The organism is Streptomyces olivaceoviridis (genome assembly GCF_014650115.1).
GTDB classification, from domain to species: Bacteria; Actinomycetota; Actinomycetes; order Streptomycetales; family Streptomycetaceae; genus Streptomyces; species Streptomyces olivaceoviridis.
This window is the reverse complement of record NZ_BMUI01000031.1, coordinates 1-25,275: the sequence shown is the minus strand read 5'-3', so window position 1 is coordinate 25,275 and position 25,275 is coordinate 1. Positions and strand designations below refer to the sequence as shown.

At 72.1% G+C, this 25,275-nt stretch carries 20 protein-coding genes and 4 pseudogenes; 9 read left to right on the top strand and 15 right to left on the bottom strand.

What is annotated here, in order from left to right; genetic code table 11:
- Positions 1-208: 208 nt before the first annotated feature.
- Entirely contained in the window at positions 209-823 is a 615-nt protein-coding gene (locus IE273_RS36500) for a TetR/AcrR family transcriptional regulator (protein WP_189819419.1), read from the bottom strand.
- A 122-nt stretch (positions 824-945) separates the two neighbouring features.
- Positions 946-1,632, bottom strand: coding sequence for a hypothetical protein (locus IE273_RS36495; protein ID WP_189819418.1), 687 nt, complete (start codon positions 1,630-1,632; stop codon positions 946-948).
- A 286-nt stretch (positions 1,633-1,918) separates the two neighbouring features.
- Here IE273_RS36495 and IE273_RS36490 point away from each other — a divergent pair.
- Positions 1,919-2,095 (top strand): annotated as a pseudogene (locus IE273_RS36490) (preprotein translocase subunit SecY); the annotation flags it as partial.
- Here the strand turns inward: IE273_RS36490 and IE273_RS36485 are convergent.
- The gene (locus IE273_RS36485; protein ID WP_229887895.1) at positions 2,074-2,511 is read right to left on the bottom strand and encodes an NADPH-dependent F420 reductase; all 438 of its coding nucleotides are present in this window, start codon (positions 2,509-2,511) and stop codon (positions 2,074-2,076) included. The pseudogene IE273_RS36490 and the gene IE273_RS36485 sit on opposite strands and share 22 nt — an antisense overlap.
- Positions 2,512-2,624: 113 nt before the next feature.
- Here IE273_RS36485 and IE273_RS45345 point away from each other — a divergent pair.
- Positions 2,625-2,762, top strand: a pseudogene (locus tag IE273_RS45345) (hypothetical protein); the annotation flags it as partial.
- Between the two features lie 374 nt (positions 2,763-3,136).
- Here IE273_RS45345 and IE273_RS36475 read toward each other — a convergent pair.
- From IE273_RS36475 to IE273_RS36460, 4 genes are all read right to left on the bottom strand, one after another.
- The gene (locus tag IE273_RS36475) at positions 3,137-3,718 is read right to left on the bottom strand and encodes a TetR/AcrR family transcriptional regulator (protein ID WP_189819416.1); all 582 of its coding nucleotides are present in this window, start codon (positions 3,716-3,718) and stop codon (positions 3,137-3,139) included.
- Positions 3,719-3,767: 49 nt separating this feature from the next.
- On the bottom strand, positions 3,768-5,120 hold the full coding sequence (locus IE273_RS36470) for an MFS transporter (RefSeq protein WP_229887893.1): 1,353 nt from the start codon (positions 5,118-5,120) through the stop codon (positions 3,768-3,770).
- A gap of 411 nt (positions 5,121-5,531) precedes the next feature.
- Positions 5,532-6,068, bottom strand: coding sequence for a cysteine hydrolase family protein (locus IE273_RS36465; protein ID WP_189819415.1), 537 nt, complete (start codon positions 6,066-6,068; stop codon positions 5,532-5,534).
- 285 nt (positions 6,069-6,353) lie between these two features.
- Complete coding sequence (locus tag IE273_RS36460) at positions 6,354-6,632, bottom strand: GlsB/YeaQ/YmgE family stress response membrane protein (protein WP_189819414.1); 279 nt, start codon at positions 6,630-6,632, stop codon at positions 6,354-6,356.
- 448 nt (positions 6,633-7,080) lie between these two features.
- On the opposite strand from IE273_RS36460, the gene IE273_RS36455 reads away from it, so the two are divergent.
- The 4 genes from IE273_RS36455 to IE273_RS36440 all read left to right on the top strand — a co-directional run bounded on the left by IE273_RS36455 (position 7,081) and on the right by IE273_RS36440 (position 9,672).
- Positions 7,081-7,554 carry a hypothetical protein gene (locus IE273_RS36455; protein ID WP_189819413.1) on the top strand — a complete coding sequence of 158 codons (474 nt, stop codon included), beginning with the start codon at positions 7,081-7,083 and terminating at the stop codon, positions 7,552-7,554.
- Positions 7,512-7,802, top strand: a complete 291-nt coding sequence (locus IE273_RS36450; protein ID WP_189819412.1) for a transposase — start codon at positions 7,512-7,514, stop codon at positions 7,800-7,802. Before IE273_RS36455 ends, IE273_RS36450 begins: the two co-directional genes overlap by 43 nt.
- A 162-nt stretch (positions 7,803-7,964) precedes the next feature.
- On the top strand, positions 7,965-8,423 hold the full coding sequence (locus IE273_RS36445) for a nuclear transport factor 2 family protein (RefSeq protein ID WP_189819411.1): 459 nt from the start codon (positions 7,965-7,967) through the stop codon (positions 8,421-8,423).
- 19 nt (positions 8,424-8,442) lie between these two features.
- Positions 8,443-9,672: an epoxide hydrolase family protein gene (locus IE273_RS36440; RefSeq protein ID WP_189819410.1), complete on the top strand. Its 1,230-nt coding sequence runs from the start codon at positions 8,443-8,445 to the stop codon at positions 9,670-9,672.
- 740 nt (positions 9,673-10,412) lie between these two features.
- On the opposite strand, the gene IE273_RS36435 is transcribed toward IE273_RS36440, so the two are convergent.
- Positions 10,413-11,291 (bottom strand): alpha/beta fold hydrolase, encoded by an 879-nt coding sequence (locus IE273_RS36435; RefSeq protein ID WP_189819409.1) that lies wholly within the window; start codon positions 11,289-11,291, stop codon positions 10,413-10,415.
- A 137-nt stretch (positions 11,292-11,428) separates the two neighbouring features.
- On the opposite strand from IE273_RS36435, the gene IE273_RS36430 reads away from it, so the two are divergent.
- Positions 11,429-13,366 (top strand): AfsR/SARP family transcriptional regulator, encoded by a 1,938-nt coding sequence (locus tag IE273_RS36430; protein WP_189819408.1) that lies wholly within the window; start codon positions 11,429-11,431, stop codon positions 13,364-13,366.
- Positions 13,367-13,619: 253 nt separating this feature from the next.
- Here IE273_RS36430 and IE273_RS36425 read toward each other — a convergent pair whose 3' ends face one another.
- Positions 13,620-14,249 (bottom strand): helix-turn-helix domain-containing protein, encoded by a 630-nt coding sequence (locus IE273_RS36425; RefSeq protein ID WP_189819407.1) that lies wholly within the window; start codon positions 14,247-14,249, stop codon positions 13,620-13,622.
- Positions 14,250-14,394: 145 nt separating this feature from the next.
- On the opposite strand from IE273_RS36425, the gene IE273_RS36420 reads away from it, so the two are divergent.
- Positions 14,395-15,381, top strand: coding sequence for an alpha/beta fold hydrolase (locus IE273_RS36420; protein WP_189819406.1), 987 nt, complete (start codon positions 14,395-14,397; stop codon positions 15,379-15,381).
- Positions 15,382-15,429: 48 nt separating this feature from the next.
- Here the strand turns inward: IE273_RS36420 and IE273_RS44115 are convergent.
- The 5 genes and pseudogenes from IE273_RS44115 to IE273_RS36400 form a co-directional block, all read right to left on the bottom strand.
- Positions 15,430-15,574 (bottom strand): annotated as a pseudogene (locus IE273_RS44115) (alpha/beta fold hydrolase); the annotation flags it as partial.
- A 134-nt stretch (positions 15,575-15,708) separates the two neighbouring features.
- Positions 15,709-15,941 (bottom strand): annotated as a pseudogene (locus IE273_RS36415) (SOS response-associated peptidase family protein); the annotation flags it as partial.
- Between the two features lie 21 nt (positions 15,942-15,962).
- Entirely contained in the window at positions 15,963-16,865 is a 903-nt protein-coding gene (locus IE273_RS36410) for an NADP-dependent oxidoreductase (protein WP_189819405.1), read from the bottom strand.
- Positions 16,866-17,210: 345 nt separating this feature from the next.
- Complete coding sequence (locus IE273_RS36405; RefSeq protein WP_189819404.1) at positions 17,211-19,508, bottom strand: ATP-binding protein; 2,298 nt, start codon at positions 19,506-19,508, stop codon at positions 17,211-17,213.
- Positions 19,509-19,843: 335 nt separating this feature from the next.
- The gene (locus IE273_RS36400; protein ID WP_229887891.1) at positions 19,844-22,549 is read right to left on the bottom strand and encodes a LuxR C-terminal-related transcriptional regulator; all 2,706 of its coding nucleotides are present in this window, start codon (positions 22,547-22,549) and stop codon (positions 19,844-19,846) included.
- 24 nt (positions 22,550-22,573) lie between these two features.
- On the opposite strand from IE273_RS36400, the gene IE273_RS36395 reads away from it, so the two are divergent.
- A complete protein-coding gene (locus IE273_RS36395; RefSeq protein ID WP_189819402.1) occupies positions 22,574-22,714 on the top strand; it encodes a hypothetical protein in 141 nt (46 codons plus the stop codon).
- Positions 22,715-23,953: 1,239 nt separating this feature from the next.
- On the opposite strand, the gene IE273_RS36390 is transcribed toward IE273_RS36395, so the two are convergent.
- Positions 23,954-25,063, bottom strand: coding sequence for an MFS transporter (locus IE273_RS36390; protein ID WP_229887889.1), 1,110 nt, complete (start codon positions 25,061-25,063; stop codon positions 23,954-23,956).
- Positions 25,064-25,275 lie beyond the last annotated feature (212 nt).

Genomic DNA, 25,275 nt, shown 5'->3' with positions numbered 1-25,275 from the left:
AGACACGGGAGAACGGATGGTTCACACCCTAGGTCTTGGTCTGTGCGAGCGCGCCGTCTCACCGTGACGGCGCGGTGCCATGCGCGCAGCGGCCGGTACGCCGTGTCCCGGCCCGGCGCGAAGGTGTCCGGCGGGACGACGGCGGCGCCCCTGGCCACCAGGGACCAGGGGCCGCCGTCGTACCTGGACCTCCGGTCCCGTCGTGCCGTCAGGAAGCGGCCGGGACGGCCGGCCTGGCGTTCAGCAGCGCCAGGCAGTTGGCCCAGAGCGCGCCGAGCGTCGAGGTGGTGTTGTAGAGCTTGGCGAACATCACCTGGCCCTCAAGCTGGGCGACGATCGACCGGGCGGCCTCCCGGGCGTTGCCGACCGTGACCTCCCCACGCTCCTGGGCTTCGGTGACGACCTTCTCGACCATTCCCACCTGGGCATCGAAGATGTGCTGCAGGCGTTCGCGGATGGGCTCCGTCTGGTTGCTCAGCTCCAGGGTGAGGTTGCCGAACATGCACCCGGAGACGGTCCCGCAACTCTGCTGCCCGGCGCGCAGGCCGGCCTCGGTCTCCTCGAACAGCCGGCGCAGCCGCGCCAGCGGTTCGCCCTCGCCCTGGAGAACCCGGGTCCAGTCAGCGCGCTGGGCCTCCCAGTGTTCGTCGAGGACGGCCAGAGCGAGAGCCTCCTTGGACTCGAAGAAGTAGTAGAAACTGCCCTTCGGCACCCCGGCGGCCTTGCAGATCTCGGCCACGCCCAGCGCCGAGTAGCCACGCAGCTCGATGAGTGACTGCGCAGCGTCGAGGATCTTCTCCCTGGCGTCACTTGTCCGTCCCATGCCGCCATTATACGACCGACCGACTACTCCCCGGTCGGCCACATGCGTGCCGCCCGTCCCCGGCGCCTACTTGGCGGCCCGGCCTGCTACTGGTCAGTCCGGGCTCACAGCTTCCGTGCTCGTCAGCGGCGGCGTCCCAGGCTGTCCAGCGGTGTGCCGGCCGCCCAGCGGCGCAACCGGCGGCCGTCCACGAGGTGGACGTCGGTCTGCCGGGAGGCCCAGCGCGCCTCTGCCTGGCTGAAGGCACCGCGGTGGACGATGAGCCGGCCGGGCCGCTCCGCGCCGGGCCGGCTCATCGTCCACCGCACGGTCTCCGGCCAGCGGGCGTCCTCGTCGGCCGTCGCGGCGGGACGGAACCTGACGTCGAGCGCGCGACCGTGACGATCCCGGGCGTACAGATGCATGTCCCCCTTGCGCAGGCTCAGATCGGCCACCCGCCAGCCGTCGCGCTCCAGCATGCGCGTGGTGGCCTCCACCAGCCCGCGGTCGTCCAGCCGTGCGAGTTCCTGGGCGGTGTAACGGCCGCGGCGCCGGCGGAGGGCCCTCCGGCGCAGGCGCAGGCCCGCCGGGGCGGCCGTCACGCACAGGAGGGCGCATATCAGCAGGCCGGGGACCTCGAACGCGTGGCTGAGGCGGCCGGCCAGCAGCACGAGTGTCAGCAGCACCAGGCCGAGGCCGACGAAGGAGGGGAGGACCTCACGCAGCTCGGGACCGTACCGGCCCTGCGCCCGCAGTTCGGCCACCCGTTGTTGACGCAGGGACCGGCGCGTCGTCGGGACGGACGCGTCCGGGTGCCGCGACCTCGTCATCCCGCCCGCCCCCGCTCTCTCGGTTCCTTCGGCCCCTCGCCGTGCCCCTCCACCGGTCCGACCGTACATCGGTGACCATCCGGCTCAGGACCTCGCCCCACCCGCGCGCCGCCCCTGACACCGCCCAGGGACTGGTGGTGTCAGGGGCGCCGATTGTTCCACGTGTCGCCCGGTGCCTCCATGGGGTTCGCCCTCCGCGTCGATACGTGTCTGTCGGGGCCGGCGCCAGGCTGCTCTCCGGTTGCCGGACCACGGGGGGCGACCGTGCATCCCGCTGAAGGTGACGGGTTCGCCGTACCTGGGCTTGATCGCGCCGGTGCCCCCCGCGGCGTTCGCCGGTCTGGGCGGCGCCAACCAGCTGACCGGCACCAGCATCCTGATCATCGTGAGCGTCGGCCTGGAGGCGGTCAAGAGGATCAACAGCCGGATCGAACAGCACAGTTACGAGGGCTTCCTCCGCTGACGTCGCCCTGGGGCCCTGCTGACGGCGCGGCCCGGCTCCGATGCGGGGGAGCGGGCGAGCATGGCGCGCAGCTCCCCGGCGCTCACGTCGGCGTCGAAGGGTTCGGTGCCCGGTTGCGGCCGTACGCCGTCGGCGAGCGGGCCGGCGATGACGGGGTCGAAGCCGAGGGCGTGGACCAGGCATGCGATCGTGGCCCTGTCGTCGGGGTCGTCACCGGCGAGGGCGATCCCCTTGCGGTCGGCCGCTCCGGCGGGCCGGGCCTCGTCCTCAAGGTCGTGGCAGCCCATGTGGTTGAACGCCTTGACCACGCGGGAGCCAGGCAGGAACGCCTGGACCAGTTCGCTGGTGGACGTGCGCGGGTCGGTTAAGTCGTCGCGAACACCGTTGACCTCCCACCAGTAGTTCATGGCGTCCACGACGAGTTTGCCGGGCTGCGGCCTCCGCCGCGGTGACCGCGAGGGAGGCCGGGGGCGAGGATCTCCACGGTGAGAGCGATGGCGTCGGCCTCACCCGAGCCCGCGAGGGCCACATGTCAGCCCAGTTGGGGCGCGGCGACCGTCCGCCCCTCAGGTCGGCGCGCCTCGAAGAAGCGGAGGCCGACGAACTGGCCCGGGCGGCGGCCGGCTACGTCTCCTACGGCGGGGCGTTCGAGGCCGTGGACCCCACCACCGTGGAGCACCACGTCACCACCAGCCTCTTCCCGAACTGGATCGGGTGCTCCCAGGTGGGAAGGTGCGTTTCGTGGGCTCGTCCCTCCGGCTCGCCGTCGCCACTCCCACCCGGCTCTGGGGTACGGAGCGCACGGCCGAACTCACCTGGTACAGGCTGACCTGACCACGACGGGCAAGCGCGAGCGGATCTCCGCTCCCGCGTGCTCGAACGTTGAGGCGCTGGTGAGCAAGGCCCTCGTCGCTGGCCCGGGCGAGGGCGGGGTAAGGGAGCGGGGGAGGGCGGGGCCGGCCATGGGACCGCCTCCGCCCCCAGGGTCACCGTGGCCCAGGACCCCGTGCAGGCGTCGGAGAACAGCGGGTGTGGCCGTCCTCAGCCGACGATCGGCGCCGCGTCGAGCAGGGCCGCAGCCGCACCGCGGGCGGTCGTGGCGGCGGAGGGATCACGATCCATCCGCGCGGCCTGACCCGCACCGTCGTAGAGCAGGAGGAGTTGTCGGGCCAGCTCCTCAGGCTCGGCGTACCCGCATGTGGTGGCCAGTTCGGTGAACAGCTCTCGCACCCAGGACCGATAGTGCTCGGCGGTGCGGCGGATGGCACTGTCCTCGGCCGTCTCGGCGCTGGCCCGGACGAACGCGCACCCGTTGTACCCCGGGTCGGTGAAGGCCTCGCCCAGCGCGTCGAAGACACCGAGGATCTGCTCACGAGGAGTGCGGAAGCGCGTCAGGGTACGGATGATCCGACTCCGCGCGCGCTCGAAGCGCTGCTCCAGGTAGGCGCAGACGAGCCCTTCCTTGCTGCCGAAGGTGTTGTAGAGGGACGCCTTCGCCACACCGGCATGCTCGATGACACGGTCGATGCCGACCGTTTGCACACCCTGCTGGTAGAAGAGCTCGTCAGCCGCCTCAAGCAGGCGCTCACGTGCCGACACCTTGATCGCGGTCCTGGTCGCCATGACCACCACCCTCTCAGACAGACCTGTCTATTCTAGCGCGGCCCCTGTCTCACCCCTGGGAGCTGGCCCGTGCCAGCGGTGCCGCCTCCGGGACGGAGGCGGAGACGGAACCGGCTTCCGGGCGTACGACCGCCACGTGCTCCGCCCGGCGGCCGTTGAGCACCAGACCGGTCAGGGCCGCGAGGGCCAGCACGATGACGGCGATGCCGTACTCCCAGGACGTCCGCACCAGTCCGCCGCCGTGCACGACCAGGACCCCGCCGATCACCGCCGGCACACCGAGCCCCGTGTAGCACACGACATACAGAAGGGACAGAACCCCGGCTCGTTCGTGCGGCTCCACCTGCGGCACGACCAGCCTGATGCCCCCCTGGAACCCGCTGCCGAAGCCGAAACCGGATATCGCGCCGCCGATGAAGAACCCGATCACGGACGGGGTGCCGCCGGTCCCGGAGCCGATGGACACCAGGGTGATCACCACGCCGACGGCCAGCGAACCGATGCCGATCAGCATGACGCTCCGCGTCGCCGCCTTGCGCAGCAGGACGACGGCCAGACCGGCGGAGCCGGCGAGCACGAACAGGGGCAGCCCGCCCCACACCACGGAGGTGGAGTGCACCAGGGTGCGGGTGAGAGCCGGTCCGAGCGCGCCGTACAGACCGGTCAGCGCCCACACGGCGAACATCACCGGTGCGGCGATCGCCACCGACGCGCGAGCGGACCTGGGCAGCTTGAACTCGGGGGCCATGCTGGCCAGCGCGCCCGGCTTGCGGCCGACGGTCTCGTTCAGGCGCGTCACGGCCACTGCCTGCACGACGAACACACCGAGAAGCACGTAGTAGACGAGGTGCGTCGGGGCCGGCAGGTACTGCACGATCAGCCCGGAGACCAAGGCACCGCTCGCCGTCCCGATCGTGGGCGCGAAGGAGTTGAGGAAGCCGCCCTTACGCGCGTCGAGGTCGAGCATTCCGGCGCCGAGCGCGCCGACCGCCGCCCCGGTGCTCAGCCCCTGGACGACGCGGGCGGCCAGCAGCGCGTCCACACCACCGGCGGTGATGAAGGTCGCCATGGCCGCCGTCTGGCCGATCAGGGCCACGAACAGCACCGGCCGTCGGCCCACGTGGTCGGAGATCTTGCCGAAGATCAGGAGCGCGACCAGCACGGCCACCGCGTAGACGCCGAAGACGACGGTGACGGTGATGGGCGAGAACCCCCAGTGCGCCTGGTAGAGCGCGTAGAGGGGGGTCGGCGCGCTGGACGAGGCCAGTAGCGACACGAGGATCGAGGACAGGAGCCCGAGGGAGGCGATGGGCCCGAGGCCCCTGCGTCGCGGGGCTCCGTGAGCGGGAGACCGCCCGACCGAGGTGCCCTCGGAGGCGGGTCGCTGCGTCGTGCTTCTCATGACTCTCACTCTCGGTCTGGTAAACGAACCCACTCCATACTAGACAGGTCTGTCTGATTCGCGAGAGTCCTGGACCGTGAGAGATGTCGCAAAGAAGCGGGGCACACCCGTTCGGGAGGGCCGCGGGACTGGGGCGCGTCGCGTCACTGATCTCCGCCGGAAGGCGCGGTGGACGGCCTCTTCCGCGCCGTCGAAGACATCGGCGCCGCGATCCCACACGTGGTAGGCGTGATCACCGGTGTCGGCCTCGTGGCCCCCTCGTCGGGCCCATGTCCGGGGACGCGCGGGTGTGCGCGAGGTGGAAGACCTGCCCTCGGTGACCGGGCAGTCGCTCCGCGCTGGGCGCCGGGGCGTACCTGCGGCGGCGTGCAGGACGGTGAGAATCAGGTGATCAGTCCTGGCGCCCTGGCTTCACACCCAGAGTTCCCGGCTTCCGCACACCCGCGCACCCATGTTGCGCTCCATCATCCGCAGTGCGGCCTGAGCGAGGTCTTCGTGGATGTGCGCGACGGCGTCGTGCGGAACGATGACTTCGAAGTGCCGGATGTGAGCGTCCAGGGCTGAGTACAGCACGCACTGTTCGGTCACCTGTCCGGCGAGTACCAGCCGGTCGATACCCTGCTGCTGCAACAGGTAATGCAGTGGTGTCTCGAAGAAGATGGAGTGGCGGGCCTTGAGGACGAAGAGCGAGTCCGCATCGGGCTTCACAGGCTCGACAAGATGGGCATGAGGAGTGGCCAGAGCCCGCTCCAGCAACTCGCCGTGATGTGAACGCCACTCGCCGAAGTTGTCATTGACGTAGATGACCGGTACCCCGCGACCACGTGCGCGCCGCAGTAGATCGGTCAACACCGGTACGACCGGTTCTACCGAGCGGATCAGCTGATCGGCGTCCTTGTGGTCGTAGGTGTTGATCATGTCGATGACGATCAGGGCAGTCTTGCTCATACGACCAGGGTTCCACCGATGGACAGCGAGCCAACTTCTGCACACCGCGCGAGATGCGGACGGCTCATCGTCCTGCGGTCCGTGGCAGAGCGTGGCCGTCGGAAGTGTCGTGGGAGCGGAGCGTGCGAAGGGCCCGCTGCGGGATGCGGCAGCCCCGCCCGCGCCCGTGGGCCGGCCGTACTGCCGTGGCCTCCTGCCGTCCGGTCGGCTCGTACACGCCGATGGCTCCCCCTGCGGATCGGGGGAGCCATCTGGAGAGGCCCGACCGTGTGCGGCGTCAGTGGATCACGCGTGTCGGTGCGAGTGGCGGTTGCCGGCGATGAGGCGGTACAGAGCGAGCAGGATGAGGGAGCCGACGATCGCGGCGATCCAGGTGGAGAGTTCGAAGAACCCGTCGACGGAGTCAACACCGAAGATGACCTTGCCGAGCCAGCCGCCGAGCAGGCCACCGGCGATACCGATGAGCATGGTGACGATGATGCCGCCGGGGTCCTTGCCCGGCATGAGGGCCTTGGCGATGGCGCCGGCGAGCAGGCCGATGATGATCCACGCGAGGATGCTCATGATGTGTCTCCGTCTCGCTGCATAAAAACTGTGTTAGCTCCTCGTCTGTACCGTCCGCGCTCATACAAACGTGGAATCTCGGTCTGCGGCTCCTGGGGTGAAAAGACGCGGTGCCATGGTTGATCCCCGGGTGCTCGGCCAGCCAAGCTGCGACGGCGTCCGCAGGCCGACGACGGGACCAGTCCAACAGGGCTGACCCCGCTCACCTGCAACGAGACCTAGCATCCGTTCACCGCCGTGATCGCACAGCCCACCCGCGACCTCGCCGATCGACTGCGCTGGTCTACCTGGCACCGACGTCATCAAGCTCGCGCCCAACGCCGGCATCGGGGCACCCGCCGCGGTCCAGGTCGCCGACCGGTCCGACCTCTGGCGCAACCTCAGCGAAGCGGCCGAGCGGTGCGTCTTGCGCCACCGCTCATGTCTCCGCACGACCTTCGCCGAGTCGGTGCTGGAGAAGGCTCCGGCACCGGCCGGAAGCGGGTCGCCATGGCCCACCGGGCACCAGTTCACCGAGCGCGCCCGAGCCGAGCGCGCCGCCGTCCACGCGCTGCTGGCCGTCGGCCACAGCCGACGCGCGATCCAGCGACGGCTCGGCATGACCTACCGCGCCGTCCAACGGCTGGCCGACGCCGCGAGGCCGGAAGACCTGTTCCAGGGGCAGTGGCAAAACCGCCGGACCAAGCTCGACGACTTCAAGCTCTACTTGCACGAGCGATGGGTCGAGGGCCACACGAACGCCTGGAACGTCTGGGGAGAGATCAAGACCCAGACTCACTCTGACACTCTGCCGGAGAGCGAGGGCCTGGAACTCAATGCGTCCTCGCTGGCTGTCCCGAACTGGATGCCCTCGCCGGACACGTCCGAGCGTTCGGGAGGATGCTCAGCCAGCTCAAGGGTGACCAGCTCCCGCAATGGATGAAGGCGGTCCGCGCCGATGACCTGCCCAGCCTCCAAGCCTTCGTCAACGGCCTCGAACGCGATCTCGCCGCCGTCACCGCCGGCCTGACACTGCTGTGGAGCTCCGGCGTCGTCGAAGGCCACGTCAACCGGATCAGCATGATCAAACGCCAGCTGTACGGCCGGGCCGGCTGCAGGCTCTTGCGGAAAAGAGTCGGCAGCCCCTTGGCGATCCAGTCGTGGATCCGCCGTACGGCCATGTCCGGGTAGCCGGCCGCAGGGGCGTCCGCGACGAGGTCGTCGACGGCGCCGGGCCCGGCCGTGGCGTGCCCCGGCGGGGCATTGCTTCTGAACTCGCCGGTCCAATTTTTTCGGAGCAGCATGGGCGCTCCGGGCAGCCGCCGACGACGTGAACGAACGGAAGCGTCACTCATGGATGAGATCGAACGTCTGGGCACCATCGAGGAGTTGCGCCGGCTGATGGCGCGCTACGTGTACAACGCGGACCACCAGCGGTGGGACGAACTCGCCGCCCTGTTCACACCCGAGGGCACCTTCACGCCGCACAACGGCGACGGAACCGTCGTACGGCACATGCGCGGAAGGCAGGAGATCGCCTCCTCGATCCCCGCGAGCGTGGGACCCGAGGCCGTCCTGGTCCACCACCTGTTCTCCGACGAGATCGACATCGAGTCCGCGGTCTCGGCCCGCGGCGTCTGGGCGATGGAAGACCTGATCAAACGGCCCGCACGCACCGACGACAGCGGCAACGCCCAGTTCACCGAGATGCACGGATTCGGGCACTACCGCGCCCGGTTCGCCAAGGCGGACGGTGAGTGGAAGATCGCCGAACTGGTGCTGACGCGTCTGCGCATGGACCTCACCTACTGAACCCGAAAGAAGCAGCCCTGTGAGCAGTACCGCATCCCGCCCATCCCTCGACCGCTTCACCATCGACGTCGACCAGGAGGTCCTGGACGACCTGCGGACCCGCCTGAAGGCCACCCGCTTCGCACCCGACCCCGAGAACGACGACGAGATCTACGGCCTGAGCACGGCCGTCCTCCGGCCGCTCGTGGAGTACTGGGCCGACGGCTTCGACTGGCGCGCGGTGGAGGCCCGACTCAATACCCTCAACCAGCACCGCCTGGACGTCGGAGGCACACCGGTGCACTTCGTCCACGAGCGCGGCAAGGGACCGGCACCGATCCCGCTGCTCCTGATGCACGGCTGGCCCTGGACCTACCACCACTGGCACAAGGTCATCGGTCCGCTCACCGACCCGGCCGCCCACGGCGGTGACCCCGCCGACGCCTTCGACGTGGTGATCCCCTCGCTCCCCGGCTTCGGCTTCTCCACGCCGCTGACCAACCCCCGGGAGAACTACGCCAGTATGGCGGACCGCTTCCAGACCCTGATGACCGAGGTGCTCGGCTACGACCGATACGGCGTCGGCGCCGCCGACTACGGCGCCCTCGTGGGGGCCCGGCTCGGCCACAAGTACGCCGACTCGCTCTACGGCATCCACCTGGGCAACGAGATGCCGCCCGCGATGTTCCAGGGCGACCGCTTCTGGGACCTGTCGGGCGGCCAGCCGGCCCCGGGCACGCCCGAACCGGACCGGTCCCGCCTCATCCGCCGCAACAACGCCTACGTCTCACACGTCACGGCGCACCTGCTCGACGGGCAGACCCTCACCCACGGGCTCAACGACTCCCCGGCCGGCCTGCTGGCCTGGGTCCTCAAGCGGTGGCGGACCTGGAGCGACCGGAACGCCGACTTCGAGGCGGAGTGGCCGGCCGACGACATCCTCACCTTCGCCACGATCTTCTGGGTCAACCAGGCGATCGGCTCCTCGATCCGCGCCTACCGCAACGCCAATCTGTATCCGCCCGAGCCGGTCCACGACGAGACCCCGTACGTCCGGGCGCCGGCCGGCTTCACGTTCCTCCTGGGCGACTCCTCACCCGGAGCGGAGACCCCCGGGGAGCGCATCGCCATCTTCGAGGCGGGCGGTGGGCAGTTCTACGCCGACATACGTGACGTGAACGTCCATGAGAAGGGCGGCCACTTCGGCCCGTACGAGAATCCCGAGGCCTGGATCCAGGACCTCCGCGCGACCTACCGCAAACTGCGCTGACCACCTCGGCCGTCCGCCGTCACAGCCAGCGAGCGGTCGGTGGAGCGCCGGCGGCGGGCCCGGCGCCGGGGCGGGGCAGCCGCCCTGGCCTCGGCGTGCCCGCGTTCAAGCTGCCCGAGCCGGCCGATGACCGGTTCGCCGATCTCGGGAAGGAGCTGTCCGGAGGCCCAGCCGTGCGCCGCTGGAAGGCTCAGCCAATGAATGAGCTCGTCGGAACCCACGGCCGTCCACCGCACCCCCGTCGAGGGAGCCGACGGCACCGCGTAGGCCCGGATGCCCGAGATGAACACCGGATCGCATGGCCGGAGCGCGGCCTCGGCGGACCTGGTGGTTGCGGGTGACCAGGTCGGCGGGCAGGACGTCGTTCGTCGCGAGCTACTCGCACTCGACATCGAGATTCGTCTACGTCGAAATGGCCTGACCGCGCGGGGCGGGGACGACCGGCTTCCCGGCGCTCCTCAGCCGCCCTCCCCGCCCACGGCACCCGGTTCGTGCCGCCATCGTGACGATCGGTCTGCCCGGAACGGGCGTCGCCCCCTGCCCCGGTCCGCCCCGCCCGCGGGAGGGATGCGGCCGTGGACCCGTGAGGCGCGTGCCACGCCCTGGTGGGCGGCGCCGCAGTTCCCGAGCTGCGGTAGCGGCCGTAGGGAGGCGGGCGGGTCAGCGGTCGCCGGATCGCGGGGCCGGTCCGGCGCCGCGATCGCGGGGCTCGCCCGCCGCCCGTGGCCCGGGTGGCGGGCTCAGCGGCCCAACAGGTCGCGGATCGCCCCCGTGATCTCGTCGGGTGCCTCCTCGGCCATGAAGTGCCCCGCCCCGGTCAGCCGGTGGTCCAGGTCCGGCGCCCACGCGTGCCAGACTGCGGCGGCGTCGTAGCCCAGGTGCGCGCCCCAGTCCTGCTGGACGACCGTCACGGGCATGGCCAGCTGGGAACCGGCGTCCCGGTCCGCCTGGTCGTGTGTGACGTCGATGCCCGCCGAGGCCCGGTAGTCCGCGACGATCGACGGCACGGCCGCGGCGCTCGCCCGCAGGTACGCGGCCCGGACCGGTTCCGGTATGGCGTCCGGGTCCCTGGCCCAGGCGTCGAGGAAGGAGCCGAAGTAGGCGTCCGCGCTGTTGGCGATCATCGTCTCCGGCAGCCCCGGCGGCTGCGCCATGAGGAACAGGTGATAGCCGACCGCCGCCGGGACACCGTGCAGGACGTTCCACATGTCCAGCGTCGGCACGACATCGAGGACGCCCAGGTGTGTGAGGGTCTCTGGATGGTCCAACCCCGCCCGGAAGGCGACCAGGGCGCCCCGGTCGTGGCCGACCAGGGCGAAGCGCTCATGCCCGAGCGCCGCCGCCAGGGCGACGACATCGGCGGCCATGGTGCGCTTGGAGTACACCTCGGGGCCGGTGGCCGCCGGCTTGTCGCTGGCGCCGTAGCCGCGCAGGTCAGGACAGATCACCGTGTGCTCGCCGGCGAGCCGCTCGGCGACGTGCCGCCACATCAGGTGGGTCTGCGGAAAGCCGTGCAGCAGCACGACCGGGCTGCCGCTGCCGCCGACGGCGGCGGCCAGCTCCACTCCGTCCGCGCCGGGCAGGCGGACGTGGTCGAAACCGGGAATGGTGAGCTTCATGAAAGGCCCCTTCCTGGGGTTGGCGGACCGACGAAAGCCTTGGTCCGAGGACTGACGGGATCAGCGTGGGCGACGGCGATCAGCAGCCGATCAGTACGCTTCGAGGCAGCGGACCCGCGGCACGGAAGATGGTGGGCATGCGAATCGACGTACTCGGTGCCGTGCGGGCCCTCCACGACGACGGCACCCCGGTTGACCTGCGCGGACCCCGCCACCGCGAGGTGCTCGCCCGGCTCGTCGCCGCCGGGGGACGGATGGTCGCCACCGACACCCTCGTGGACGACCTGTGGGCCGAGCCGCCGGTGCGCGCCGTGGGTGCGCTGCGTACGTTCGTCGCCGCGCTGCGCCGTGCCATCGAACCCGAGCGGCCGCCCCGCACTCCGCCGCGCGTCCTCGTCACGGAAGGTCCCGGCTACGCACTGTGCCTGCCGCGTGGCAACGTGGACGTCCACCGGTTCGAGGACGCCCTGGCCCGCGCCCGGCGTACCCCCGATGCGCTGACCGACCTCGACGCGGCCCTCGCGGCCTGGCGCGGCCCCGCCTACGCCGATGTGACCGGCTCCGCGTGGGCCCAGCGCGAGCGGACCCGGCTGGAGGAGCTGAGGCTGGAGGGGATGGAACTGCGCGCCCGCCTCCTCCTCGACTCCGGCTCAGGAGCCGAGCTCGTCGCCGAACTGGGCGCCCACGTCTCCGAACACCCCTGGCGCGAGCCGGCCTGGGGACTGCTGGCCCGCGCACTGCACCAGGCGGGCCGTCAGGCAGACGCGCTGGCCACCCTCCGCCGTGCCCGCACGATGCTCGCGGACCAGCTCGGGCTCGACCCGGGTGCCGACCTCCGACGCCTGGAGACGGACATCCTCCACGGAGCTACGACGCTCCAGCCCGCACGAACCGTGTGGACCGCCGGCGTACGACTCGGCCCGCGCACCACCGTCGAAGTGGCCCGCACCCTGGCCCTGGCGGGTGGTGACGCCCTGGTCCACTCGCGGCGCGACCGCCTCGCCGCCGTCCAGGCGGCGGAGCGCACCGGCGACATCGCCCTGACCGCCCGCGTCATCGGCGCCTACGACGTGCCCGCCCTCTGGAGCCGGGCCGACGACCCCGAGCAGTCCCGCGCCGTCGTCGCGGCTGCCGAGCGTACGCTCACCACGCTCGGCACCGACGGTCCCGCCGAACTGCGCGCCCGCCTGCTGGCCACCGTCGCGGTCGAGAGCCGCAGCGCCGATCTGTCCGGCACCGGACCGAGGCGCGCCGGACAGGCGGCGCGCGAGGCCGAGGCGCTGGCTCGGGAGCTGGGTGATCCCGCCCTGCTGGTGTTCGCCCTCAACGGCGTGTTCCTCCAGTCCTTCACCCGGCCCGGGCTCGCGGCGGCACGGGACCTGATCGGCGCCGAGATCCTCGACCTGGCCACCCGGCACGAGCTGCCGAACTTCGCCGTGCTCGGCCGGCTCATCCGCCTGCAATCCGCCTCCGCTCTCGGCGACCTCGACGCCGTGACCGCACACGCCGAGGCCGCCGAGCAACTCGCCGTCAGCACCGAGGCCTCCCTCGTACCCGTCCTCACCGCCTGGTTCCGGGCCCGGGTCACGGCCGCTCGCAGCGCCGCACCGGGCGGACCGGCCGCCGCCACGGCCGCGGCGCACTACCGCGCCGCCGAAACCGCCCTCGCCGGGACGGCGGGCATGCCGGGGCTGCACCGGGGCCTGTTCGCCCTCGCCCTCCTGGGCCTTCGTCTCCTGCACGGCCGTCCCGCGCCCACCGATCCCGCTCTCGACTGGGGCCCGTACCGCCCCTGGACACTCCCCTTGGTGCTGCTCGCCCGGAACCGGGCCGAGGAGGCCCGTACCGCCCTGACCACGGCGCCCGAACCACCCCTTGATCACATGCAGGAGGCACTCTGGTGCCTGACCGCCCACGCTGCCGCCCGCCTCGGCGAGCGCCCGGTCGCCGCTCGCGCCGCGACGGCTCTGCGCCCCGCCCGCACCGAACACGCGGGCGGGGCGAGCGGGATGCTGACGCTGGGGCCGGTGGCGCGGTACCTGGCGGAGGCGGAGGCATGCGCCGGCAAGGGGTGACCGGCAAGGCCGCCGGACCGGCCCAGTCACACGTGTCGAAGCGAGGCCGGGAGCCGTTCCACGATCGATGACGAGCTGAGGTCGGCGCTTGGGGACGCCGACTCGGCGCCGGGTCCGCCCGGGCAGCCGCCGGCCGCCGTCTGACCGGCGCGGCGGAGTCCAGCCGCCTGGGAACAGGGCGCCGCCGCGCGTCCTCCCCCGACCGAATGAAGCAACGTGGTTGTCACCGACGAGGCACGCTTGTCACACGTGCTCATTCAGCAGCCTTTCTGTCACCAGTCCCGCGACCAGCGGCTGGAGCAGTGCGCGGCCGTAGACGTTCTCCCTGAGGCCCGAACATGACCAGATACTCGACCGGTCCGTCGGATCCGGCGTTCGCGACTCCGTGGGGGATACGTGTGTCGAACTCGGCGACGTCCCTGGCAGCCAGGACGAGGTCCTGGTCACCGAGTGCGAGCCACAGCCGCCCGTACAGGACGCACAGCCACTCGTAACCCTCGTGGGACACCTGCCGGGGCCGCCCGGGCGGCCCCTCGACGGCAGGCAGGACATGCTTGTGGGCGTGCAGGCCGCCGACGTACCGGGTCAGCGGCAACACCGCCTTGTCGTCGCCGAAGCTGCGCGGCGCCGTGCCGCGGGGCTCGGCCGCAGGGGCGGGTGCAGTGCCGACCAGCTCGTCCAGGGAGACTCCGTATTCCTTCGCCAGCTGTAGCACCACCTCCAGGGTGGGCTTGCGCCGGCTGGTCTCGATCCGCGACAGCGTGCTGGGCGAGATGCCGGTCGCGCAGCTGACATCGGCGAGTGTGACGCCACGCCGCTTGCGCACTACCCGCAGCCGGGGCCCCATCGCCGCCAGTGTCTGGGCCACGTCGTCGCCTGCCACCGTCCCTCGTCCTTTCCGTCGTGCCGCTTCACCGCCCTGTCCTGCAAGTTTGCCAGGATGGCAACGCTGATCGCGCAGAGTGGCCGCAGGGCCGCATGATCGATGGGTACCCGCCGGCCGCCCGCGAACCGAGGAGAAGTCCCCCATGCGATCCGAGCCGACCGCTGCACTCCGCCACCGCACCGTCGAGGCCCCTGCCGGGCGCCTGCACCTGGTCGAGCAGGGCACCGGCCCGCTGGTCCTGCTCGTGCACGGCTTCCCCGAGTCCTGGTACTCCTGGCGCCGCCAGCTCCCCGCCCTTGCCGCGGCCGGGTACCGGGCGGTGGCGATCGACGTACGCGGCTACGGCCGCTCCTCCAAGCCCGCCGCGACCGACGCCTATCGGATGCTCGACCTGGTGGAGGACAACGTCGCCGTCGTGCGCGCCCTCGGCGAGGAAAGCGCGGTGGTCGTCGGCCACGACTGGGGCTCCAACATCGCCGCCGCCTCCGCCTTGCTCCACCCCGGAGTCTTCCGCGCGGTCGGCTTGCTGAGCGTCCCGTACGCGCCGCCCGGCGGCCCCCGTCCCACCGACATCTTCGGCCGGATCGGCGGCCCCGAGCAGGAGTTCTACGTCTCCTACTTCCAGGAGCCCGGCCGCGCCGAAGCGGAGATCGAGCCCGACGTCCGGGGCTGGCTCGCGGGCTTCTACGCGGCCCTGTCCGCCGACACCATGCCCGCCGAGGGCGAGCCCGACCCGCACTTCGTCGGCCCGGGCTGTCAGCTGCGCGACCGTTTCCCCGCCGGCCCGCTCCCGGCCTGGTTGAGCGAGGAGGACCTCGACGTCTACGCCGGGGAGTTCGAGCGCACCGGCCTGACCGGCGCCCTCAACCGCTACCGCAACATGGACCGCGACTGGGAAGACCTCGCCCCGCACCGCGGAGCCCCGATCAAGCAGCCCGCCTTGTTCGTCGGCGGCGCACTGGACGCCTCCACCACGTGGATGTCCGACGCCATCGACGCCTACCCCACCACGCTCCCCGCGCTGTCCGCCTCCCATCTCCTGGACGGCTGCGGCCACTGGATCCAGCAGGAACGCCCCGACGAGGTCAACCGCCTGCTGACCGACTGGCTCGCCACCCTCCAGAGCTGAACGAGGCGGATCCGGGCAGCTTTGCGGTGCGTGGGCCGCGCCGAGGTAGAGCAGAGGATGAACCGCAACCTCCGCGAAGGAGGCCGGCGACGTGGCGCCCAGACCATGGACGTAGACGCGGGACGGCTCTTGTCCCGCCAGCTCAACCCAGCGGATCCGGCCGTCCGCCGAGCGTCACGGCGGCACTGCGCACAGCCTGGACGCGGCGCGGGCACCAGAAGCCCCGGATCTCGATCAAGACACCCCCACCCGATTTCGATCAGGGACCCGCGCCAAGCCGAGCCACGGCGGCGTGCGCGCGGGCGCCTTGCCCCGCCGCAGGCGCGGCTACGGGCCGACCGGGTCGAGGAGCTGGGGGCCTTTGTCGCGCACGTTGTTGACGGCCATGGAGACCGGACGTGCCTCCAGGCGCCCGTCGGCAGGCTGGCCGAGGAGAGCCCGCAGCTCGTCCGGCGCCAGACCTGGTAGTGGTCCGCGGTGAGGGCGAGGGGCATGCGCGGATGCACCCGGCCGGCTGCGTCGGTGGCCTCGGTGGTGATGATGGTGCAGGTCGTCAGCCAGGTCGCGCCCCGCAGGCGAACTCATTCGAGGGTGAGGATGATCCGGCTGCGCACTTCCCGGCTCTCCAGGAGCCGGTGCGCCTCGGCCGCGTCCGGCATCGGCAACAGGTACCGCTCCTTGATGCGGAGCCTCCCCTCGGCGAAGAGCCGCAGACCTTCGCTGACGGCGTCAGCCGCGTGCTCGACGGTCGGCCCCGACAGTACGACGCCGAAGCGGGCCGCGTCGTGGTCCGAGAGCGTGATGACCCGCTCCGGGCCGCCGGCCAGCGCGACGGCGTCCGCCAGCACCCCCGTCCCCGCGGCGTCGAAGACGGCGTCCACCGGCCCTGACGCCCTTACCGCGCTCACCAGTGCGGCGCCGTAGCGCACCGGGACGGCTCCCAGTTCCTCGGTGAGCGCGTCGTCCTGCGGACCGACGGCGCTGACCACCTCGGCGCCCATCGTCAGAGCCAGTTGCACTGCGATCAGACCGACGGAACCGCCGCCGCCCAGGACCAGCAGCCGCTCACCCTGCACGATGCGGAGCCGGCGAAGGACGCGGGCCGCAGCCTCGACGGAGCCGGGGATCGCGGCGGCGTCCGTCCACGACACGGACGCGGGCTTGTGCGCCCAGACGGACGCCAGCGCGTACTCGGCGTAGCCGCCGCGCCCCAACAGGAAGGCGCCGACCTCGTCGCCCACGGCGGTGCCCGTGACACCGGGCCCCACGGCGTCCACCGTCCCGGCGACCTCATAGCCCAGGACCGCGGGGTCGCCCAGCGGGAAGCGAAGCGCTCCGGAGCGGATCGCGAGGTCGGTCGGACTGATTCCGGCGGCTTTCACGCGAATCCGGATCTGGCCCTCGGCGGGCTCTGGCACGGGCACCTCGGCCCACCTCAGCACGGACGGCGGACCGTATCCGTTCATCACCACGGCATTCGACATCAAGTTCTCCTTCTGCGGGCCTGCCGGCTCCGGGGAAGGAGCCCGCGGCTCCCGACCCGGAACAACGCTCGGGCGGGGCGAGGCGGCGAAGGTGACCGCCACCGCCAGCTCGCCCCGGTCCACGCCAGTGTGGCGGCAGGACCGCTACGAGCCATCAGCCGAATGACCAGGTGAGTACTACGAGGTTCGAGTGGTCCGGTGCAGGCGGGCGTCGATGGTGCCCAGGGGTGGCGTTCGACTGCCGGCCGACCGTCCCGTGCGACAACATCCGGCGGCCGGCGACTGCGGGGCTGCCCGAGGCCCGGACAGGTCGCGGCGCCCACAGCACCCCGGCACGCGGCCGTGTCAGATCCCGTCCTCTGACCCTCGAGGGACATCGACCGCTCGGTCCGAGACAGGGGCGCTCACAGCGTCGGCACGGGCTCGCATCGCGTCGGCTTCGGGGTTGCCGAGCTCGTCCAGCAGCGCGGCCGCGCGCAGCCACGTCGTGCGGGCGGCTTCGTGCTCGCCCAGGTCCAGGCGTGCCTCTGCCAGGTGGCCGAGCACCGCGGCCTGCTGGTAACGGTTGAACACCTCGCCGTACATCCGGGCGGAGGTCTCGAAGTGGGCGACCGCCTCGCCCGGCTCACCCAGTTGTTGGAGCGCGTAACCGAGGGTGTCCCAGGTGGCGGCCTCCATCAGGCGGTAGCCGACCGACTGGAGCAGCGGAATCGCCTCCTCGCATGCCGCCAGCGCCTCGCGGTGGCGGCCCGTCAGCGTCAGGCACCACGCGACGGTGTTGAGTCCCCGGCCGATGAAATGGGGGTCCCCCAGGCATCGGTCGAGTTCCAGTGCGGCTCGGGCGTGTTCGAGTGCCTCGGCATACCGGCCCTCCTGCTCGCGCACCAGGCTGATGAGATGCCGGGTATGAGACTGCTCCAGCACCGGGGCACGGTCGAGATGGCCCTCGGCCACCTCGATGACCGCGTCGGCCTGGTCATGGTCGCCGGAAGCGGCGAGCGCGTAGGCAAGCGCGCCGGCGCACGCGCAGACACTCCCGGCGTCGTCGAGGAGCAGCGCCGTGTCCAGGGCGAGGCGCTGGACGGCCCGTTCGTCGGCCCACCGCCCGCGCGCCTGGAAGTAGTGGGTGCACACGCGCGCCAGGTGCATCCGCAACCGCAGCAGGCGATCATCGTTCGCCGCGCGCAGGGCGGCCATGATGGTGTGCTCCTCTTGCGCGAACCACGCCGCGCCCTGCTCACGGTCGTGAAGAGGCACCACCGCGACGCCAGGGCCCGGCGGTTCGTACGGATCCGCGCCCTGGCGGGTACTGCCCAGGGCGCTGTTCGCGGAACGCGCGTGGTGATGCAGGTACTCCAGCAGGCGCTGCTGCGCTGCGAAGCGGTCGTCGTCCGCCTGCTGCCACAGGTCCTGCGCGTGGGCGCGGACCAGGTCGTGCAGGACGTGGCCGCCCTCGGCGTCGCGGGTGAGCAGGCTCGCCGTCGTCAGGGCGCGCAGCATGCGGCGCGCCTCGGGTACGGGCTCGCCCGCGGCCGACGCGGCCGCCTCGGCCGAGAACGCCGGACCGGGCAGTGCGGCGAGGTGCCGGAAGAGGCGGGCGGCGGCGGGGTCCAGTGCGCGGTAGGACCAGGACAGCACCGCCCGCACGTCCGCGCGCGGATCGTCGGTGGTGAGCGCGTCCAGCGGGGATGCGGCCTGGGCCAGTTCCTCGACGACTGCGCGCAGGGGGAGGGTGGGTTCGGCGGCCAGGCCGGCGCCGATGACGGCGACGGCCAGCGGCAGCCGCCCGCACAGCTCGACCAGTTCGGCCGCGTCCTCAGATGCTGCGGCCGTGCGGTCGGCACCGATGCGGGCCGCCAGGCCCGCCATCGCCTCTTCGTGCGTCCACACGTCCAGGTCGACGGTGTGCGCGCCGTTCAGTGCGGCGAGCCCCGTGAGCCGTTTCCGGGAGGTGACGACGGTCAGGCAACCGGCCGCACCCGGCAGCAGCGGCCGCACCTGCTCGGAGTCGCGGGCGTTGTCCAGGAGCAGCACCAGGCGACGCTGCGAGACCTGCTCGCGGAAGCAGGCGGCACGCGCAGTGAGACCTTCGGGCACCGCGTCGGCCGGCATACCCAGCGCGCGCAGGAACCCGCCCAGCACCTCCTGCGGCTCCACGGCGGCGTCGGCGGGGTCGAAGCCGCGCAGGTCGACATAGAGCTGGCCGTCGGGGAACCGGTCGGCGACCCGGTGCGCCCAGTGCACAGCCAGTGTGGTCTTGCCCACCCCGCCCATACCGCCCACCGCGGTGATCAGTACGTGTCCCGGCCGGGTACCGATCTCGTCGGTCAGCCGCAGCACCCGCGCGAGGACCTCCTCGCGCCCCCGGAACACCCGCAGGTCGGGAGGCAGTTGCCGGGGCACCGAGGCCACGGACGAGGTCTGGCCGCGGGCCGCGTCGGTCAGGGCACGGCGTTCGTCCTCGTCCAGGCCGAGCGCGTCCATCAGCTCGGCCAGGGTGCTCGGCCGGGGCACGCTGCGCCCACGCTCCAGGTTGCTGACCGCTCGTACGCTCAGACCTGAGGCCTCGGCCAGGCCCTCGATGGTGAGCATGGCCCGTGACCTGGCCTCACGCAGCATGCCGCCGAAGTCCGCCGCCTCCATCCGTCCCTCCGAGGTTCACCCGACATTGTCGAGACGGATCATATTCCTGCGGCCGGTCGCCCCTTTTCACCAGGTCAGCCGCGCCGGCGCCGTCCTGGCATCAGCAGCTCCCGGGCGGGCGCGCCGCGTAACCGGGAACGCCCGGCACGCCCGAGGGGAGCGGGTGGCGATCGGGGAGGCTGACGGTGCCAGGGTGTGTTTCGAAAGTAGCGTCGGCCGCGCGAAGCGCGGCGCAGCGGCGTCCGATGGGTGCGGTCGCAAGGCGGAGGATGGTCCGGATACTGGATGTGTCCGGGCGATGGCGACCATGCCGCGTGCGCGCGTGCCAGGCGTCGCTACGCGGACGGGGCCGTCGAAACACGCCCTGAGGGAGCCTGCCCGCCGTTATGAGGCCAGGCCCGGTCCTCGGCTTGGCGGAGCGCGTCGCGGAGGGCGGCTCTGGAGGTGATGCCGAGCTTGGGGAAGACCCGGTAGAGGTGCGAAGCGGCCGTGTGCGAGGAGATGTTCAGGCGCTTTCCTATCTCCTTGTTCGACAACCCACCGGCCGCGAGCTCCGCGATCCGCAGCTCGCGGGGAGTGATCGCCGACGTCTTCCCCGGCTCGGGCGCGGACACGGCGACTCCCGTCAAGCGCAGCTCCCCGCGCGCCCGCCTTGCCCACTGGGCGGCGCCGAGCCGGTCGAAGGCAGCGGCTGCGGCGGTCAGGTGGGGGCGCGCCGTCGTGTTCGCCCGGCGCCGGCGCAGCCACTCGCCGTACAGCAGTTGTCCGCGCGCATGCTCCCAGGCCCACTGGGCGGCCCCGGGCAGAGCCAGCGCCTCCTGGTAGCGCTCGCCGGCTGACGCCCCGTCGGCGAGCAGTGCCGTGCAGAGGCCGAGGATCAGCCGGTGGCGGACGGAGACGCCGCCGATCCCGGCAGTCCGCCCGGCTTCCAGGTGCAGGCGTGCCTCGTGTACGCGGCCCGTGCGCACGGCGGCCTCGATCAGGTCCAGGAAGGCGCGCTGGGCGTGGGGGACGGCCCGGGGCAGCCGTCCCGGCCGTGTGCACGCGGCGGCCTGCGCATAGGCCTCTTCGAAGTCGCCGCGCCCGACGGCGGCTCGCGCGAGGGTCTCGGGCACTGCGGACGCCAGGAGGCTGACCTGCCGCGGGGCGGCGAAGGCGTCGATGCGGCGGTGCGCCTGCGCCAGCGCCTCCTCGTCTCCTCGTCCGGCGGCCACCAGGGCCGCCACGTGGTCGAAGAGTGACGCGCGGAAATGGTCGAGGCGCTCCTCGCTGCGGAGCCGCCCCTCGTGGGAAAGTGTCCGGGCACGTTCCCAGTCGCCGCGCAGGTACGCGTCCCAGCAGCGGGCGAGGCCAACGGTTCGGCTGTTGTCGAAGGCGCTGCCGAGCAGGGTTCGCCATGCCCCTTCGTGGCCGCCGAAGCAGTCCAGCGCGATGCTCGCGCGGACCAGCGCCTCGATCGCCGGAGCGGGGGAATCCGGCCGCAGCAGCGCGCTGTGCCGTTCCAGTTCGCGGCGGGTGCCCTGGGGCGTCGCGGCCGGGCTGTTCACCGTCTCGAAGCAGATCCGGGCGGCCGGCGAGACATGCCCGAGCCAGCTGTGCAACCGGGTCCACAGTGCGGGACGGTCCGTCCATATGGCGGCGTCGAGAAGCAGGAAGAACGCCTCCTCCAGCGTGGCCTCGTTCAACGCTGCCGGGTCGAGCGGCGCCGCATCGTGCTCGTGCGACGTCCGCACACGGGCGCCGAGCAACGGTGCGAGAGTGCGGAAGACCCCGTCCGCGTCACCGTCGCGGTGGAGCATCACGTAGCCGGCCGCTGTCCTGCCCTCCGGCGAGCTCGGGACGCCGCCGGCCAGTGCCTGCTGCGTGGTGGCGATCAGCCCGGCCCGGCCCGCTGCCAGGGCGGACTGTTCCATGCGCCGGGTGCGCACCGGCTCCTCTCCGCTCAGCTGCGCCGCGCGCCGGAAGGCTGCGGCCGCCTGCGCGGCCTCACCGCGCGCCAGAAACCGCCGTGCGGCCGAGACGAGTCCGCCTGCGACCGATTCGTCGGGGTACTCAACCGCATGGGCCAGGTGCCAGGCGCACCAGTCCGGTCCGCCGCCCTGTGCCCCGGCCAGGTTGGCGTGGGCGACGCGGTGCCACGCGCGAGGCGAGGTGGACAGCACGGCGGCGCGGAAGAGAGGGTGCCGGAAGGTCAGTTTCCCGGCGGCGTGGTCGAGGTGGATCACACCGCCGGCCGCGGCAGGGTCCAGGCATTCCTCCTCCCAGGGCTGCCCGGCGCCGGCCATCGCCGCGCGCAGGCCGGCCAGGTTGCCGGCGCGCTCGCCCGTCAAGGCCGCCGTCAGCAGCGCCATGCGGGCGCCGGCGTCCAACCGCCGCACGGGCTCGGCGAACGCGTCGTTCAGACCGGGGCCGAACGGCAGGTGCGCGGGCGGCTCCTGCGATCCCTCACGCTGTGCCGGTGTCAGCTGCGCGGGGAGCTCCACCAGGGCCAGCGCGTTGCCCTGGGCCTCCGCCAGCACCCGGCGCCGCAGCGACTCGTCGAGTTCCGGGTGGCGCAGGTCGAGCAGTTCACGCGCGGCCCCTGGCTCCAGCGTCGCGACGTTCAGCTGCGGCACGTCCCTCGTGTCGACCGGCCCGGTTCGTCCGGTGCGGGCCGCCAGCAGGAATCGCGGTCCGCCGCCGCTCAGGCGGCGCAGCAGGAAGGTGAGTACCTCGGCGCTGGGTACGTCGATCCAGTGGATGTCCTCCGCCAGCACGGCGAAGGGGCACTCCTGGGCCGCTCGGCGCACGAGCTCGAGCACCGCGCTGGACAGGGCCAGCCTGCTGGGCCGATCCCCGCCCCGACAGGCGAGCGCCTGTTCCAGCACCGCAGCATGATGGGACCGCAGCCGCGCTACGTACCCGGCCAGTGGGTCCACCAGCTGGTGCAGCGTGGAGAAGGCGAGGTCGTGCTCGCTCTCCAGCCCCACCAGCCGCACCACCTCCAGCCCCGCCGCACGCGCCCGGGAGGCCGCGTACGCGACCAGAGCGCTCTTGCCCACCCCTGGGTCCCCGACCATCAGCAGGTGGCCGCTCCCGCCGCGCACCTGACCGAGCTGCCCCTCGGCACGGCCGCCCGCCGCACCGGCCTGATCTCCGGCTGCCCACCTGTCCACGAGGCGATCCAGCTCCCGCGTCTCAAGGCCCCGCCCCACCAACGGCATTGATGCCTCCACCGTGTCCTGCCCGCAGCTGATCGACACTTGCCGCAACTCCAATGTCCGCTCGGCTGCGCACAGTCGCAGCCGAGGTCTGTCCGCTCCGCTCTCGCCTCAGCACGGCTCCCGGCCTCAGCGGAAGGCGAGGAGGTCCTTGCCAAGGCACTCCCCGTGTCCGCGGCCCGCCACGAGTGCTGCTGCGGTCCCCGAGCGTCGGTGCTCCTTGCGCGGACAGGCGGTGCCGGTCGAACCCGGCGCACCGCCGCCGCGGAAGACGGAAGCGGTCTTCGCGGCACCAGCCTCGTCCGTGGCGCTCAGGGGGACCAGGCACTGCGCATGAAGTGTTCCGGCACTCAGCCGCTTCATCCTCGGCCGAGGCGCACGCCCGGCCGGCACGGCGACTGCCTACGGGCGTGTCGCCGGTCGCGGCACCGCGACGCCGAGCAGCACGGCGACCACCCCATGGCGAAGGCCGGATCGGGGTGGCGAGGCACTGGTGGCAGTGGCGGAGGAGCGGCCGGGGCCGGTGCCGGTGACGCCCCGTCGGCCACGCGTGTGCGGTCCGCGGGTGCTCCCCCCGCTCCCGCCGGTTCACCTGTTCAAGGGTTTGTGAGCCCGGCACCCGGCCGGGCTCACAATCCCTCCTCCCGACGCCTCCTCGAGTGTCATCGGCTCACCGTTCCCGGTGTGGCCGGCCCTACGAAGGCGTCGTGAAGCACGGCTTCCGCCGGCCTTCCCTGAGACGAGCCGAAGGCGAACAGGGAGAGCCGGTCGGTTCGCCACCGCCGCGATCGACCGTCGGTGTCCTCCATGCTGCCGCCCGCCGTGGACCCTGCCATCCTCAATTCGACTGACACGTGACTCAGGCCGGGAAAGACTGCTTCCCTCCCCCTCGACCTCGCGCGGTGACTGACGCGGGCGTGCGCGTGATCAGAGAGTCGGGTCTGTGGCCGCCCGCAGTCCGGGCGCTCTTCTGACGGCGGGCTCGCGGCGCGGGGGGCTCGGCCGCGTGGGCCGTCGATGCCGGCCGAGCGGTGTGCCCTGCCCCCACTCGGGAGGCGTTCCCAGGCGAGCGGTCCCCGCACTGCTGCGGATACCTCCGTACTGGGTGGAGCACTCAGACCGCACCGACGCCCGAGCCCATCGCCGCTCCTTATGGCCACCGGGGTATCACTTCGCGGGGAGCCCTCCGCGCCACGATGTCCGCTCACGGACACGACGACGCGGGGCGAGCGGCTGCCCGCGTCCTCATCGCCCGGCCGGCAGGCGCAGCGGGATGAGGGCGCTGACGAGCACCGCGAGGGCACCGGAGAAGAAGGCGGCCGTGGGACCGTGGCGGTCGGTCAGCAGACCGCCGAGGAGGGAGCCGGTGGCGAGGAATGTCTGCGAAGCCGTGACCAGCAGGGCCAGAGCGGCGTCGTAGGCCTGCGGGAAGGCTCGCATGACGCGGACCTGCGCGATCAGGGGCACGGCTCCGAAGGCGGCGCCCCACAGCAGGACGAACAGGACGACGCCGACGGCACCCGTGAGGACGGTGAGCAGGAGCACGGCGGCGGCGAGCAGCGCGGCGGTGACGACGGTGGCCGCGCGCAGTGAGCGTCCCGAAACGGCTCCGGCCAGGAGATTCCCGGCGAGGCTGGCCAGACCGTAACCGAGCAGTACAGCGGTGACGGCGCCGGGAGAGAAGTGTGCGTGCTGCCGGAGGTAGGGGGTGACGTATGTGTACGCGCTGAAGTGTCCGAGGAAGACGAACGCCGTGGCCAGCAGCGCGTACACGACCGGCGATGTGCGCAGCGCCTTGCCCAGGGTGGTCAGGCGCACCGCCTCGGTGGGTCTCAGGGCAGGCAGCACGGTGCCGAGGAGGACGAGGCTGAGCAGGGCCGCGACGGCAGCCACGAGGAAAGCGGTCCGCCAACCCGAGAGGTGGCCGACCAGGGCGCCGAGGGGGAGGCTGATCACGGTGCCGGCGGAAATGCCCGCCGTGATCAGCGAGGTGGCCCGGCCGGCGGCCGCGGGCGGCACCAGACGGTCTCCGACCCCTGCTCCCATGGCCCAGAAGCCGCCCACGCCCAGTCCGAGGAGCAGACGGGCGGCGACCATGACGGCCATGTCGGACGCAACGGCTGCCAGGGCGTCGGAGAGCGTGATCAGCGCGGCCAGCACGAGCAGGACGTGTCGCCGGTCGAGGCGGCCCGAGGCAACGGTGAGAAGCGGGGCCGCCACCGCCGCGGCCAGCCCGGGGACGACCACGAGCAGGCCGGCGGTTCCCGTGGCCACGCCCAGGCTGTCACTGAGGGCGGGCAGCAGGGCGACAGGCAGGAACTCCGACAGCACCAGGACGAAGGAGACCGAGGCCACGGCTCCCACAGCGGGCCAGCCTCCCGCGCGGCGCGGCCCCCGCGGGACAGCCGTGGATCGTTGAGGGACGCCGGTGGAGGCCATGGCCTCGGCGGATCGACTGTTCACGACTGTCCTCGCTTCTGCGGTTCCGGGGCCGTACGGAGTTTCTGGCGGGTGGGTGCGTTGGTGGTGGTCAGACTTGGTTGGCGCCGCCGTCGATGAAGATTTCG